Genomic DNA, 12288 nt, shown 5'->3' with positions numbered 1-12288 from the left:
AAGTTCCATGCCCGAAGCATCGACAGAGCAGTCGCTGCAGGACCTCATCGACGGTCTGCCCAGTCTGGTCGAATACTTCTCCCACGACACACGTGCCCCCTCGTTCAAGTCCGCGGGTGCCGCCGCGGCGGCGCTCACCCCGCCGGCGTATTCGAACTGGCGAGACGAGCAACGCGCGTGGAGCGAGACCGCGGTGCTGTTCCAGCAGACCCACAACATGCCCGAACTCTTCCTCGAAGGCCCCGATGCGCTGAGGCTGCTGGAACGGCTGGGGGTCAACACCTTCGCCAACTTCACCACCGATCGTGCCAAGCAGTTCGTGACCTGCACGCCGAATGGGCACATCATCGGCGACAGCATCGTCTACCGTCACGGCGAGCAGAGCTTCGAACTGGTCAGCGGCATGCCGGGCCTCGACTGGGTGCACTACCACGCCGAAACCGGTGGGTACGACGTGAAAGTCGTCCGGGACAACCAATCGACGGACAACCCGTCCGGCCGGCGGGTGCGGTTCCGGTTTCAGCTCGACGGTCCCCACGCCGGCGCGATCTTCGCCGCGGCGGTGGACGGTGAGCCGCCCGCCATTCCCTTTTTCCGCACCGCCACCGTGTCGATCGCCGGCAAACAGGTCCTGGTTCTGCGCCATGGCATGGCCGGCTACAAGGGTGTGGAACTCTCCGGTGCGTTCGAGGATCACGACGAGGTGCGCGCCGCGCTGATCACAGCGGGAGCCGGATACGGGCTGGTACCGGCCGGTACGCAGGCGTACTACAGCACCCCGATGTCGAGCGGCTGGATGCCCTATCCGGTGCCGGGAATCTTTACCGGACAAGAGTTGCGTGGCTTCCGCGAGTGGTTGCCGTCGACGTCATGGGAGGCCCGCATCCAGCTCGCGGGGAGCTTCCGCTCCCCGGATATCGAGGACTACTACGCGACGCCGTACGACCTCGGTTACGAGCGCATGGTGAAGTTCGACCATGACTTCATCGGGCGAGAGGCGCTGGAGAAAATCCGGCCGGAAGACCGCCGTACCAAGCGAACCCTGGTGTGGAACCGTGACGACGTCGTGCGGGTTTTCGCCTCGCAGTTCGGCGACGGCCCCCGGTACAAGGCGATCGAGCTTCCGGTCAGTCATTACGGCTGGAACCAGTTCGATGTCGTGCGTAACGCGTCGGGCAGGCAAGCCGGGGTTTCCTGCCACGCCGGATACAACGACGGACGGCTTCTCTCGCTGGCGATGCTGGACCTCGGAAACGCGGAAATCGGCACGGAACTCGTCCTGACCTGGGGTGAGCCGGACGGCGGCTCGCGCAAGCCACAGGTCGAGAAGCACGAGCAGACCGAGATCCGCGTCGTCGTCGCGCCGGCACCCTTCACCGGGACGGTCCAGCGCATGCGGCGCGCCGACCTCGATGACAAGGCCTGACGATGACTGCTGAGCTGATCGACGGGAAGGCCGTCGCCGCCCGGGTCCGGCAGGAAGTGGCCGACGGGGTGGCCGAACTGGTCGCGCAGGACGGCCAGGCGCCCGGTCTGGCCACGGTTCTCGTCGGCGAGGATCCCGCTTCGGAGGTGTACGTCCGCAACAAGCGCCGGGCATGTGTCGCGGCCGGAATGGTGGACCTGCACCGGCGGCTCCCCGGCGACGCGTCCCAGCAGCAGATCGACGAGGAGATCGGCAGGCTCGCCGAAGATCCGGGGGTCAGCGGCATTCTGCTCCAGTTGCCGCTGCCGGGGCACCTCGACCCGGACGCGCTCATCGACCGGATCCCGGCCGGCAAGGACGTGGACGGGTTGACCGCCGGCAACGCGGGCCTTCTCGCCCAGGGGCGCGACGGTCTGCGCCCCTGCACGCCGTCCGGGGTGGCGCGACTGCTCGACGAGTACGCGGTTCCGCTCGCCGGCGCGAAAGTTGTCGTGGTGGGGCGCTCGGTGCTGGTCGGGCGGCCGATGGCGCAGCTGCTGCTGGCCCGGGATGCGACGGTGACCCTGTGCCATTCCCGGACGAAGGACCTGGCGGCGGAGGCCCGGGAGGCGGAGGTGCTCGTCGTCGCCGCCGGGGTGCCCGGGCTCATCGGACGGGAGTCGGTCCGCCCCGGCGCGACGGTGATCGATGTCGGGATTCACCGTACCGAGAACGGGTTGCGCGGCGACGTTCGCTTCGCCGAGACGCGAGGGGTCGCGGGGTTGCTGACGCCGGTTCCGGGCGGCGTGGGGCCCATGACGATCGCCATGCTGCTGGCCAACACCCTCCAGGCGGCGCGATGGCAGCAGAACCGAACCAACGAACTCAGGAGCTCGCAATGCAGTGGGTGACTTACGACGCCGGTGAAGGGATCCGGACCGGCATCATCGACGGCGAGTCTGTTCGAGGACTCGCTCCCGGGACAACGCTTGAGGGCTTACTCTCGCGGGGAGTCGAAACTCTCCACGAAGCCGGCGCCGATGCCCGCCGTTCGCCCACCGAGGTTCGTCCGCTCGAAGACGTCAAACTCCTTGCCCCGCTTCGTCGTCCGCCCTCGGTCCGGGATGCGCTGTGCTTCCTTGATCACCTCCGCAACTGCAACCGCGCGCTGCACCGTGACCCCACGCTGCATCCCGCGTGGTTCCAGCGACCCGCGTTCTACTTCGCCAACGCCGATGCCATCGTGGGTCCCTACGATGACGTCCCGATCGCTCCCGGGTCGGGAATGTTCGATCTCGAACTGGAGGTAGGCGCCGTCATCGGCCGGGGTGGACGCGACCTGCACCCCGATACCGCCGAAGAGCATATTGCCGGTTTCACGCTCTACAATGATTGGTCCGCGCGAGATCATCAGCAGCTCGACCGGGCGCAGGGAATCGGAATGGGCAAGAGCAAAGACAGCGCGATCACACTCGGACCCGCTCTCGTCACGGTTGACGAACTGGAGCCCTACCGCCGCGACGGTCGCCTTGCCCTGGAACTGTCCGCATCGGTCAACGGCCAAGAGCTGACGCGAGGCTGTCTCGACCAGATGGACTGGACGTTCGGCGAGGTGCTGGCATTCCTGTCCCGTGGCACCGACCTGCGTCCCGGGTCGGTCGTCGGATCCGGCACCGTTCCCGGAGGATGTCTGCTCGAACATGTGGACACGCCCGACCTGGCCGGCTTCACACGGTGGCTACAGCCGGGCGATGTGGTCAGCCTCCGCGGTGAAGGTCTCGGTGAGACGAGCCAGAAAGTCGTTGCGGGACAAGACGTCATCCCCCTGCGGGTGCTCGGCTAGTGGCCGTATTCGTGCTCGTCCATGGCGCCTACCACGGTGGCTGGTGCTGGCGGCGGGTGGCCGGGCCCTTACGGGAGCGGGGCCACACTGTGCATACCCCGACGCTCACCGGCCTCGGCGATCGTGCGCATCTCCTGACCGCCGAGGCCGGCTTACACACGATGATCGACGACGTGGTGGGGGTTTTCGAGGCCGGGCAATGGGAACAGGCCATCATCGTGGGGCACAGCTTCGGTGCGCTGCCCACCTTGGGCGCGCTGCCGAGGATTGCCCACCACATCGCCCGCGTCGTGATTCTTGATGGCATCGTGGTGCCCGCCGGTTCGAGTGGCTTCTCCGGACTCGACGAAGTCGCTGTGGCGGAACGCAAAAAGGCCGCGGCGGCGCATGACGGTCTCTCCATTCCCCCTCCCCCAGCGGAGTTCTTCGGGGTGACCAAGCCGGACGACGTCGAGTGGGTTACCCGGCGGCTGACACCCCATCCGCTGCGGTCGTATCTCGAGCCCCTCCCACCCTTCGACGGACCACTCGATGCGGGCCTTCCGGTGGTCTACTTGCGGTGCACCGAGCCGGTTTTTCCCGGCGTGGCCACCTCCGCGGCATTCGCACGGGCGCAGGGTTGGACATGCCGCGATATCCCCGCCGCCCACGACGCCATGATCACGCACCCCGATCGGGTCGTCGCCGAACTGTCGGAAATCGCGAAAGACGCCGTCGGTCCGGAAATGTAGCGTCGTTACCAGGCGTTGTCCGTGCCCAGGAACAGGTCCGCGATCCGCCACTCGCCTCCCGCGTGTTCGAGCCGGAAGGTGAAGAAGCCGGTCGCGATCACACCCGAACCCCCGCCCGCATTCGACGTCAGCAGCAGATAGGCGTGCACCACCGCCCGGCCGGAATCCGCACTGCGGAAGACCACGTTGACCAAGTTGTGCCGCCGCTGATCGGTCTCCGCATCCCACGCCTGCCGCACGAACTCCAGGATCGCCACACGCCCGGCGACGGGCCCCAAGTCAGTCTCACCCGCGATCTTGAACGTCCACGTGGCATCCTCGGTCAGAACACCTTCCAGCGCCGCCAAATCGTGCTGGTCCAACGCAAACGCGTACCGAACCAACGCCTGCCGGACGGCGAACTGCTCCCCCGCATCGAGTGCCACCTCACCCGGATCGATCGCAGCCAGATAGGTACTCCCCCAGCCGGCAACGGCCTTCGTACTCATGCGACCTCCTCGTGCGCCGGAGCGGTCAGCTCCACGACGCGCTCCAGGTAAATGCGTTTGACGGCGAACACCAGCTGTCCGTCGACCCAGGCAAGGTCGTCCTCGTAACGACCGACGCCTTGCCGCGTCCACGACTCCGACCACCATTCGACCAGCAGATAGGTCCGGGCCCGGATACCGTCGCTCAGGTCCAGTCCAATATTGGTGATGAGGTGGCGGCTGCCCACGGCCGATCCGAGCGCCTCCCGGTAGACGGCCACGAAGTCGCCGGCCCCGTGGTGCTCATCGCCGTTCAAGATCAGGCGTACATCCGGGGAGCACAGGGCCGCGAGCGCGTCGTAGTCCTGGTCGTCGACGACCCGCGCGTAATGCTCGTAGAAGCGCGCGACTGCGGCCTCGTCAGCGTTGCTCATATTTCCGCCTCGCGATCTGCGCTGGGGGCTGTGTTCGGTGGCAGTCTGACTCGGCGACATACCCGTACGCCATAGATTTCGGAACATAGTCGGGGCCCGTCCTATTTCCCCGCGTCCATAGACGGCAGCTCATCCCGCTCCCTACGATCTGGCAATACGGTGGCCGCGACGTGCAGTCGTATTCCCTCCGGAATCTCCTCAACACCTCGGCGTTCTGGTGCCGCGATCACGCGTTGGATGGGACGGCAAAATGGGTCAACTGGATGGCAAGGTCGCTTTCATCACCGGCGCGGCGCGTGGGCAGGGCCGTTCTCATGCCGTGTTGCTGGCGCAAGAAGGCGCCGACATCATCGGCCTCGACATCTGCGAACAGGTGGCGACGGTCGCCTCTCCGATGTCGCGGCAAAAGGACCTCGACGAAACGGTGGCCCTGGTCGAGAAAACAGGTCGCCGCATGATCGGCGTGAAAGGCGATGTGCGTAACCGCGCCGACATCCAGCGCGCTCTCGATCTCGGGCTCGCCGAATTCGGGCGCCTGGACATCGTGCTCGCCAACGCCGGGATCCTTGCGTTCGGGCTCAAACCCTATGCCCGGTCGGAGCAGGCCTGGCAGGACAGCCTCGACGTCATGCTGACCGGCACCTGGAACACACTGCAACTGACCGCGCCGATCCTCGTCGAACAGGGCCAGGGTGGCGCCATCGTCGTCACCAGCTCGTCCGTGACCAGGCAATGCATCACCACGAACTTCGACGGCGGGTTCGACGGTTACCACGCGGCCAAGTACGCGCAGGTCGGCCTGATGACCGCCTACGCCGGCCGGCTCGCCGAATACAACATCCGCGTCAACACCTTCCACCCGTCCGGCGTGGCCACGCCGATGATCATGGACGGGCACTTCGGCACGTGGGCCGAGGAAAACCCGGACTACACGGTCGCGAACGCGCTTCCGGTGGCGTGGATGGAGCCGATCGAGGCAAGCCAGGTGATCTTGTTCCTGGTGAGCGAAACGGGAAGGTACCTCACCGGTCAGGACGTCTTCGCCGACGCGGGTCAGACCAACGGTTGACGACCGGTTCATTTTCCGGCGGTACGAACAGAGAGGACGACAGAAATGGGTCAACTGGACGGCAAGGTCGCTTTCATCACCGGCGCGGCGCGTGGGCAAGGCCGTTCCCATGCCGTGTTGCTGGCGCAAGAAGGCGCCGACATCATCGGCCTCGACATCTGCGAACAGGTACCGACCGTCGCCTCCCCCATGTCCCGGCAAAAGGACCTCGACGAAACGGTGGCTCTCGTCGAGAAAACAGGTCGCCGCATGATCGGCGTGAAAGGCGATGTGCGTAACCGCGCCGACATCCAGCGCGCTCTCGATCTCGGACTCGCCGAATTCGGACGCCTGGACATCGTGCTCGCCAACGCCGGCATCTATGCGGTCGGGCTCAAACCCTACGACAAGTCGGAGCAGGCGTGGCAGGACAGCCTCGACATCATCCTGACCGGCACCTGGAACACACTGCAACTGACCGCACCGATCCTCGTCGAACAGGGCCAGGGTGGCGCCATCGTCATCACCAGCTCGACGGTCGGTGTCCGGTGGGTCACCACGAACTATGACGGCGGATTCGACGGCTACAGCGCGGCCAAATACGGACAGGTCGGCATGATGACCGCCTACGCCGGCCGGCTCGCCGAATACAATATCCGCGTCAACACCCTGCACCCCGGCCCGATCAACACGCCGATGGTGGCGAACGAGCACTTCGCCAAGTGGGGCGAGGAAAACGGGCCGCTGATCGCTTCCTTCGCGAGCGCACTGCCCGTGACGTCGATGGAACCGGTCGAAATGAGCAAGGTGGTCCTGTTCCTGGTCAGCGATACGGGCAGGTATGTGACCGGGCAGAAGGTCGTGGTCGACGCGGGCCAGACCAGCGTTCCGCCGGCCGGTGGCGGCACTTTGATGAAGCACCCCTCCGACGGCTGATCACACAGAGGAAGACGAAATGCGTGGAAACAGAGTGGTTGCTGCGCTTCTCGCCGGCGCGGTCGCATGGACACTGGCCGGCTGCGGGTCCTCCGGCGACCCGGGCAGAGCCTCCGGGACCGAGGCCGGCACCGGCTCGCTGGAAGCCAAGGACAACAAGGAAATCGTCTATATCTCCATTGGCATGTCCAACGCGTACGACGTCGCCTACCGGAAGTCCGCCAAGGCGGAGCTGAGCAGATACGGGTACACGCTGACGACGCTCGACGCCAACTTCGATCAGTCGAAATCCGACCAGGTCGTCCAGCAATACCTGGCGACAGGGAAAACGCCGGCCGGTTTCCTGTGGCAGCCCGTCGATCCGTCCGCCGGCGCCAACTCCAGCCGCCTCCTCGCTCGTCGCGCGCCCGTTCTGCAGGTCTCCCAGCTTCCGCGCTCGGATGCGGCATTCGGTTACGCCGCCACGAATCAGGAGGCGGTCGGCGAACAAATGGGGAAACTGCTGCTGGAAGCCAGAGCCAAGGCGACGAGCATGGGGGTGAAGCTGCACAGCAGCGGCGGCAATCTCCTTTATCTGGACGGAACTCCGGGCTCGCCGGCACTCGACGACCGCTACCGGGGCATCATGAAGGCGACCCAGAGCGCGCCGTTCACCATGATCAGCCGCGCCGCCGGCGGTTTTGATTCCGACGCCGGTTACAAGGCCGCCAACACGACCATCCCGCAGTTCAAGGGTGAAGGCATCGATTTCATCGTCGCCTTCAACCTCGGGGTCGCCAGCGGCGCCGTGCGAGCGGCACAGCAAAACGGGCTCGCCCTCGGCCAGTCGACGTTCCTGGTGGCCGGTGACTGCGGGACCGGGCAGATGAGCCAGGTCGCGAGCGGCCTGATCTACGGCACCGTCGTGCAGTCCGGCTACGTCGAAGGTCTGGTCAGCGCCCGCTCACTCGTGCAGCGCATCGCCACCGGGAAGACCACTCCGGACACCGTGACGCTGCCGGTCTCCGCGACCGAGCCGCCGCTGACCGCGACTCCGCCGAGCCAGGTGACCTTCATGGACGTGCCGGCCGCCACGGCGACCAATTTGGACACCCGGTATTGGGGCGTGACCTACAACGAAGCGTGCTCCGGGACATGAACGAGAACATCGACGCGGGGCGCGACGAAAAAGGTCAGCCGCTGCGACTTGCCGTTCGCCGCGTCTCGAAGCGGTACGGGGGTGTACAGGCGCTCGACGAAGTGTCGTTCGAGCTGCGCGCCGGGGAAATCATGGCGCTCCTCGGCGAAAACGGTGCCGGTAAAAGCACGCTGGTCAAGGTGCTGGCCGGTCTCGTCGAACCCGATGCCGGGGAACTGTTCGTCGACGGCAGTTCCGCTACTTTCTTTCCGGCCGCCGCTTCGCAGGCAGCCGGCGTCGCGGTGGTGCACCAGGAGTTCAGCTCGGTTCCCTCGCTGACGGTCGCCGAAAACCTCGCGCTCGGGGCGGCGGATCGCACCGGCCGGGTGTGGTGGCCGCCCACCCTCGCCAAGCAGGCCCGGCCACTTCTCGACCGGGTGGGACTGGACCACCTCGACCCGCGGCAACGGGTCGAGACGCTCAGTGTCGCTGAGCAGCAGCTCCTGGAGATCGCCCGGGTACTGGCTCGCGACGCGAAGGTGGTCATCTTCGATGAACCCACGGCGGCTCTGTCGGACCGTGAGATCGCGCGCGTCCTGCAGACCATTCAATCCCTTGCCGCGGAAGGGCGAAGCATCATCTACGTCACCCACCGGCTGCCGGAGGTGTTCCACATCGCCGACCGCGCGACGGTCGTCCGAAATGGACGGACCCGGGAGGCGGTCCGGGTCGAGGACGTCACCCCGGATGCCGTGATTTCGATGATCCTGGGCCGGCAGTTGAGCAACATCTATCCGCCGCGGCGAGAGGTCCCGGACGGCAACGGGTTCCCAGTCGTCCTCGAGGTGGCCGATGTCCTGGCCGAAGGTCTGCGCCGGCCGGTCACGCTGTCCGTCAGCCGCGGCGAGATCCTCGGCCTGGCGGGGCAGCTCGGCAGCGGGTGCAGTTCGGTGACGAGGGCACTCGCCGGCATGATCCCTGCGACGGCGGGCCGGATGTCCTTGTGCGGCACCGAAATCACGAGGACCTCGCACGCGCACCGGATCCGGCACGGAATCGCCTACTGCTCCGGCGACCGCAAGCTCGACGGCATGTTCGCGGACAAACCCGTCTACCAGAACATGTCTTCGCCGTGGCTGTCTTCGATCTCACGGGCCGGTTGGCTGCTGCGCCGCCACGAACGCGTGCAGGCCGAACGGCACGCGTCGGCGTTCACCGTCGACACCCGGCGCATGACCTCGGCGGTGGGCGTGCTCAGCGGCGGCAACCAGCAGAAGGTCGCGCTGGGAAAATGGCTCGGCATCAACCCGAAAGTCGTGCTGGTGGAGGAACCGACCCGAGGCGTCGACGTCGGAGCACGCTCGGAGATCTACTCCCGGCTCCGGGAGCTCAGCGATCAGGGAACGGCCGTCGTCGTCGTGTCCTCGGACACCGCCGAACTGCACGGCCTGTGCGACCGGGTCGCGACGTTCTACCGCGGCGCGATGACCCAGCTGCGCACCAGTGCGGAATGGACCGAAGACCAACTGGTACTGGAAGTCATGCACAACCCCGATGAGGTCTTGCGATGAGCCAAACTTCGTCCGAAGTGGACACTCTGCCGGCAGCGCCGACGCCGAAGCCCGAGCGCGCCGATGCGCGCCAGGCGAGCCTGCGCCTGCTCAGCTGGGGCGTGCCCATCCTGGTCATCGCGGTGATCGTGGTTCTCGCGCTGACCACGCGCGGCTTTCTCACCGCCGATAACATCAAGGCGGTGTTCCGCAGCGCCGCCTACACCGGAATCGTCGCGGTGGCGATGACCCCGATGACCGTGTCCGGCAACTTCGTTTCCCTGGCCACGCAGCAAACCGCGGTGGCGGGCGGGATGTTTCTGGTGCTACTGCTCAACACCGGGTTCCCGGTCATCCTCGCTGTCATCGTGCTGGTGGCCGCCGTGGTGGCGACCGGTGTGGTCCAGGCGCTGCTCGTCGCCGCCGGACTCAACCCGATCATCACCACACTCGCCGCGGCCTCCATCTTTCTGGGTGCCACCAACACGTTCAGCGGCAGCAAGCCTGTCGCGCTGGCGGGTCCGGTGCTGGGCTGGGGCAACTCCTCGGTCATCGGGATACCCATCGAAGTGCTGGTGTTCGGGGTGTTCACCGTCGTGGTGAACATCGGCTTCACCCGTACCACCCTCGGTCGCGCAACGGTGCTGACCGGATCGAACCGGCGTACCGCGGCTATCAGCGGCCTGTCGTTCCGCCGGGTCACCCTGGCCGCGTTCGCGGTGTTCTCCCTCGGCATCGCGGTGGTCGCCGTGCTGTATCCGGCCGGCTACCGCAGCGTCACGCCGGACACCTTGAACACCCTCACCTTCGACGTCATCGGGGCGCTGCTGGTCGGCGGGGTCGCCATCACCGGCGGCAGGGGCACACCGTGGCGGTCGGCCGTGGGCGCGGTGTTCATCGCGACTACGACCAATGTGTTGCTGCTGCACGGGTTGCCGCCGGGCAAGGTCGCGTTGTTCACCGGCGCGATCATCACGGCCGCCGTCGTACTGCTGGTGTTCGTTGAGCGGAGGAGGTCCCTCGCATGAGCGTGCTGCCCGCTGTCCGGCGCTCGGTTGCCGGTTATCTGCGCCCGGTGGTCCTGCTCGTCGCGACGATCGTGGTGATGAGCGTCGCGGTGCACAGCTTCAGCGGTGAGTCCGCCGTGTTCGCCGTCCTGGAACAGGTTGCCATGCTGGGACTTCTGGCGCTCGGCGTCTCGGTCACCATGGTGGCGGGAGAACTCGACCTGTCCATCGTCTCGACGGCGGTGGTCGCGGCCATCGTCGGCGCCGAGCTCTCCGGCGAAGGCGCGGCGGTCATGATCATTTCCGCGGTGGCGGCCGGCGTCGTGACCGGCGGCGTGCAGGGCTACCTCATCGCCCGGCTGCGGATCAACTCGATCATGTTCACCATCGGCACGTCGATCCTGCTCGGCGGTCTCGCCTATGTCGTGGCGGACAACAAGCCGGTGCTGCTGACCGACTTCGCGGTGTCCGACCCGTTTCTCGAGCAGCACGGTGCGTTCTCGCTGAGCAGCATCATCGCGCTGGGTGCGTTCGCGGTCGTCGGCGTGTTCTACGGGCTGACGCGGTTGGGCCGGCATGTCTACGCGATCGGCGGCGGCCGGCAGGAAGCCGAAGCGGCGGGCATTCGAACTCGCCGCGTCATGGCGTTCACGTTCGCCGTATCAGGCGGCTGCGCGGGCTTGGCCGGTGTTCTGGCGAGTGTCCGCAACGGCAGCGCGGCGCCGGGCGCCTTCACGGAGCTTTTGCTGCCCGCGGTGGCGGCCTGCCTGATCGGCGGCATCAGTCTGCGAGGCGGTCGCGGCAGCGTCGTGCACGTCCTGCTGGGAGTCGCCGTGCTCGGCACCATTTCGGCAGGGCTGGCCGTGAACGGCTCGCCGGAATCGGTGAACCAGCTGGCCCAGGGCGCGCTGCTGCTCGTCCTGCTGGGCCTGGAGTTCGGCGCGCCCCGCATCGGCCGTGGGCGCACCTTGCTGAAACAACCAACGTTGCCACAATGAGCGGTTAGACTCGACCATGTGACTGATCCTCGTCCCCTACTCGGCGAACCGCTCCCGTTGGACCTCGTGAACACCCGCTGGACCCACCGCGGGGCGACGCGCGATCTGCTGGGCTCGCTCGACGGGCTGGCGACCTGGCTCGAATCCCACGATCTCACCGGCGATGCGGACGCGGCCACGCTCGAGGCGTTGCTGCTCACGCGTGACGCGCTGCGCTCGCTGCTTCTGGCCGAGCCCGGTGCGCGGCAGAGCCTGAACGAGATCCTCCGGCACGGCCGGGTGCGCCGGATACTCGGCCCGGACGGCCCGGTCAGCGTCGCGGAAACGGACGATCCCTCGTGGTATCCCGCATGGCGCGCCGCCGAGGAATACTTGGGGCTGCTCGAAAAGGCCCCGGACCGCATTCGTTCGTGCGCCCATCCCGACTGTGTCCTGTACTTCTTCGACGTCTCCAAGAACGGCACCCGAAGGTGGTGCTCCATGTCCGGCTGCGGGAACCGGTTCAAGGCCTCCCGGCACTACGCCCGTCAGCGTGCGGCGCCACTCGCCTAGCTTGAGTTTTAACCTGTTCGGCGTGGTCGGGGGGTGACCGGTTTGGCTTTCGTGGTCGTGGTCGCGGTGACGGTGTGCACGTCGTGGCGGTCGGCGGGTTGCAGGTTGCGGCGTCCGGCTGGTCGGCCGGGGCCGGGTCGGGAGGGTTTCGGTGCACTGGCTGGACAGCCGGCCTGTGGGCGCAGGTTCCGAAACCCGCG

Annotated in this window: 13 protein-coding genes; 11 read left to right on the top strand and 2 right to left on the bottom strand. The window is 66.8% G+C overall.

Going from position 1 to position 12288, the window contains the following annotated elements:
- Positions 1 to 7: 7 nt before the first annotated feature.
- From GKO32_RS34855 to GKO32_RS34840, 4 genes are read left to right on the top strand one after another with little or no spacing between them, the layout of a single operon-like run.
- Positions 8 to 1426, top strand: a complete 1419-nt coding sequence (locus tag GKO32_RS34855; RefSeq protein WP_154761181.1) for an aminomethyltransferase family protein — start codon at positions 8 to 10, stop codon at positions 1424 to 1426.
- A gap of 2 nt (positions 1427 to 1428) precedes the next feature.
- The gene (gene folD, locus GKO32_RS34850; RefSeq protein WP_154761180.1) at positions 1429 to 2316 is read left to right on the top strand and encodes a bifunctional methylenetetrahydrofolate dehydrogenase/methenyltetrahydrofolate cyclohydrolase FolD; all 888 of its coding nucleotides are present in this window, start codon (positions 1429 to 1431) and stop codon (positions 2314 to 2316) included.
- On the top strand, positions 2304 to 3248 hold the full coding sequence (locus GKO32_RS34845) for a fumarylacetoacetate hydrolase family protein (RefSeq protein ID WP_154761179.1): 945 nt from the start codon (positions 2304 to 2306) through the stop codon (positions 3246 to 3248). Before folD ends, GKO32_RS34845 begins: the two co-directional genes overlap by 13 nt.
- Complete coding sequence (locus GKO32_RS34840; protein WP_154761178.1) at positions 3248 to 3979, top strand: alpha/beta fold hydrolase; 732 nt, start codon at positions 3248 to 3250, stop codon at positions 3977 to 3979. Before GKO32_RS34845 ends, GKO32_RS34840 begins: the two co-directional genes overlap by 1 nt.
- 5 nt (positions 3980 to 3984) lie before the next feature.
- Here the strand turns inward: GKO32_RS34840 and GKO32_RS34835 are convergent, their stop codons facing one another.
- Positions 3985 to 4467 (bottom strand): nuclear transport factor 2 family protein, encoded by a 483-nt coding sequence (locus GKO32_RS34835; protein ID WP_154761177.1) that lies wholly within the window; start codon positions 4465 to 4467, stop codon positions 3985 to 3987.
- Positions 4464 to 4880, bottom strand: coding sequence for a nuclear transport factor 2 family protein (locus tag GKO32_RS34830; protein WP_166459828.1), 417 nt, complete (start codon positions 4878 to 4880; stop codon positions 4464 to 4466). Before GKO32_RS34830 ends, GKO32_RS34835 begins: the two co-directional genes overlap by 4 nt.
- Positions 4881 to 5130: 250 nt before the next feature.
- Here GKO32_RS34830 and GKO32_RS34825 point away from each other — a divergent pair, with 250 nt between their 5' ends.
- The 7 genes from GKO32_RS34825 to GKO32_RS34795 are packed head-to-tail and all read left to right on the top strand — an operon-like array spanning position 5131 to position 12088.
- Positions 5131 to 5949, top strand: a complete 819-nt coding sequence (locus tag GKO32_RS34825; RefSeq protein ID WP_154761175.1) for a mycofactocin-coupled SDR family oxidoreductase — start codon at positions 5131 to 5133, stop codon at positions 5947 to 5949.
- 45 nt (positions 5950 to 5994) lie between these two features.
- Positions 5995 to 6864 (top strand): mycofactocin-coupled SDR family oxidoreductase, encoded by an 870-nt coding sequence (locus GKO32_RS34820; protein ID WP_154761174.1) that lies wholly within the window; start codon positions 5995 to 5997, stop codon positions 6862 to 6864.
- 19 nt (positions 6865 to 6883) lie between these two features.
- Positions 6884 to 8002 carry a sugar ABC transporter substrate-binding protein gene (locus tag GKO32_RS34815; protein ID WP_154761173.1) on the top strand — a complete coding sequence of 373 codons (1119 nt, stop codon included), beginning with the start codon at positions 6884 to 6886 and terminating at the stop codon, positions 8000 to 8002.
- Entirely contained in the window at positions 7999 to 9552 is a 1554-nt protein-coding gene (locus tag GKO32_RS34810; protein ID WP_154761172.1) for a sugar ABC transporter ATP-binding protein, read from the top strand. The genes GKO32_RS34815 and GKO32_RS34810 overlap by 4 nt, the downstream gene beginning before the upstream one ends.
- Complete coding sequence (locus GKO32_RS34805) at positions 9549 to 10559, top strand: ABC transporter permease (RefSeq protein WP_154761171.1); 1011 nt, start codon at positions 9549 to 9551, stop codon at positions 10557 to 10559. The genes GKO32_RS34810 and GKO32_RS34805 overlap by 4 nt, the downstream gene beginning before the upstream one ends.
- Positions 10556 to 11536: an ABC transporter permease gene (locus GKO32_RS34800; protein WP_154761170.1), complete on the top strand. Its 981-nt coding sequence runs from the start codon at positions 10556 to 10558 to the stop codon at positions 11534 to 11536. Before GKO32_RS34805 ends, GKO32_RS34800 begins: the two co-directional genes overlap by 4 nt.
- A gap of 18 nt (positions 11537 to 11554) precedes the next feature.
- Positions 11555 to 12088: a CGNR zinc finger domain-containing protein gene (locus GKO32_RS34795; protein WP_312869084.1), complete on the top strand. Its 534-nt coding sequence runs from the start codon at positions 11555 to 11557 to the stop codon at positions 12086 to 12088.
- The last annotated feature ends 200 nt before the right edge of the window (positions 12089 to 12288 follow it).

It is taken from the genome of Amycolatopsis pithecellobii (assembly GCF_009707865.1).
In the GTDB taxonomy this organism is placed as follows: Bacteria; Actinomycetota; Actinomycetes; order Mycobacteriales; family Pseudonocardiaceae; genus Amycolatopsis_E; species Amycolatopsis_E pithecellobii.
The sequence above is the reverse complement of the archived record's forward strand: the minus strand, read 5'-3'. Positions and strand labels throughout refer to the sequence as shown.

Excerpts from the sequence above, each read along its gene's own strand:
- GKO32_RS34800 (WP_154761170.1), top strand. The coding sequence starts at position 10,556 with ATGAGCGTGCTGCCCGCTGTCCGGCGCTCGGTTGCCGGTTATCTGCGC.
- GKO32_RS34845 (WP_154761179.1), top strand. The coding sequence starts at position 2,304 with ATGCAGTGGGTGACTTACGACGCCGGTGAAGGGATCCGGACCGGCATC.
- GKO32_RS34805 (WP_154761171.1), top strand. The coding sequence starts at position 9,549 with ATGAGCCAAACTTCGTCCGAAGTGGACACTCTGCCGGCAGCGCCGACG.
- GKO32_RS34815 (WP_154761173.1), top strand. The coding sequence starts at position 6,884 with ATGCGTGGAAACAGAGTGGTTGCTGCGCTTCTCGCCGGCGCGGTCGCA.
- GKO32_RS34820 (WP_154761174.1), top strand. The coding sequence starts at position 5,995 with ATGGGTCAACTGGACGGCAAGGTCGCTTTCATCACCGGCGCGGCGCGT.
- GKO32_RS34835 (WP_154761177.1), bottom strand. The coding sequence starts at position 4,467 with ATGAGTACGAAGGCCGTTGCCGGCTGGGGGAGTACCTATCTGGCTGCG.
- folD (WP_154761180.1), top strand. The coding sequence starts at position 1,429 with ATGACTGCTGAGCTGATCGACGGGAAGGCCGTCGCCGCCCGGGTCCGG.
- GKO32_RS34825 (WP_154761175.1), top strand. The coding sequence starts at position 5,131 with ATGGGTCAACTGGATGGCAAGGTCGCTTTCATCACCGGCGCGGCGCGT.
- GKO32_RS34830 (WP_166459828.1), bottom strand. The coding sequence starts at position 4,880 with ATGAGCAACGCTGACGAGGCCGCAGTCGCGCGCTTCTACGAGCATTAC.
- GKO32_RS34810 (WP_154761172.1), top strand. The coding sequence starts at position 7,999 with ATGAACGAGAACATCGACGCGGGGCGCGACGAAAAAGGTCAGCCGCTG.
- GKO32_RS34855 (WP_154761181.1), top strand. The coding sequence starts at position 8 with ATGCCCGAAGCATCGACAGAGCAGTCGCTGCAGGACCTCATCGACGGT.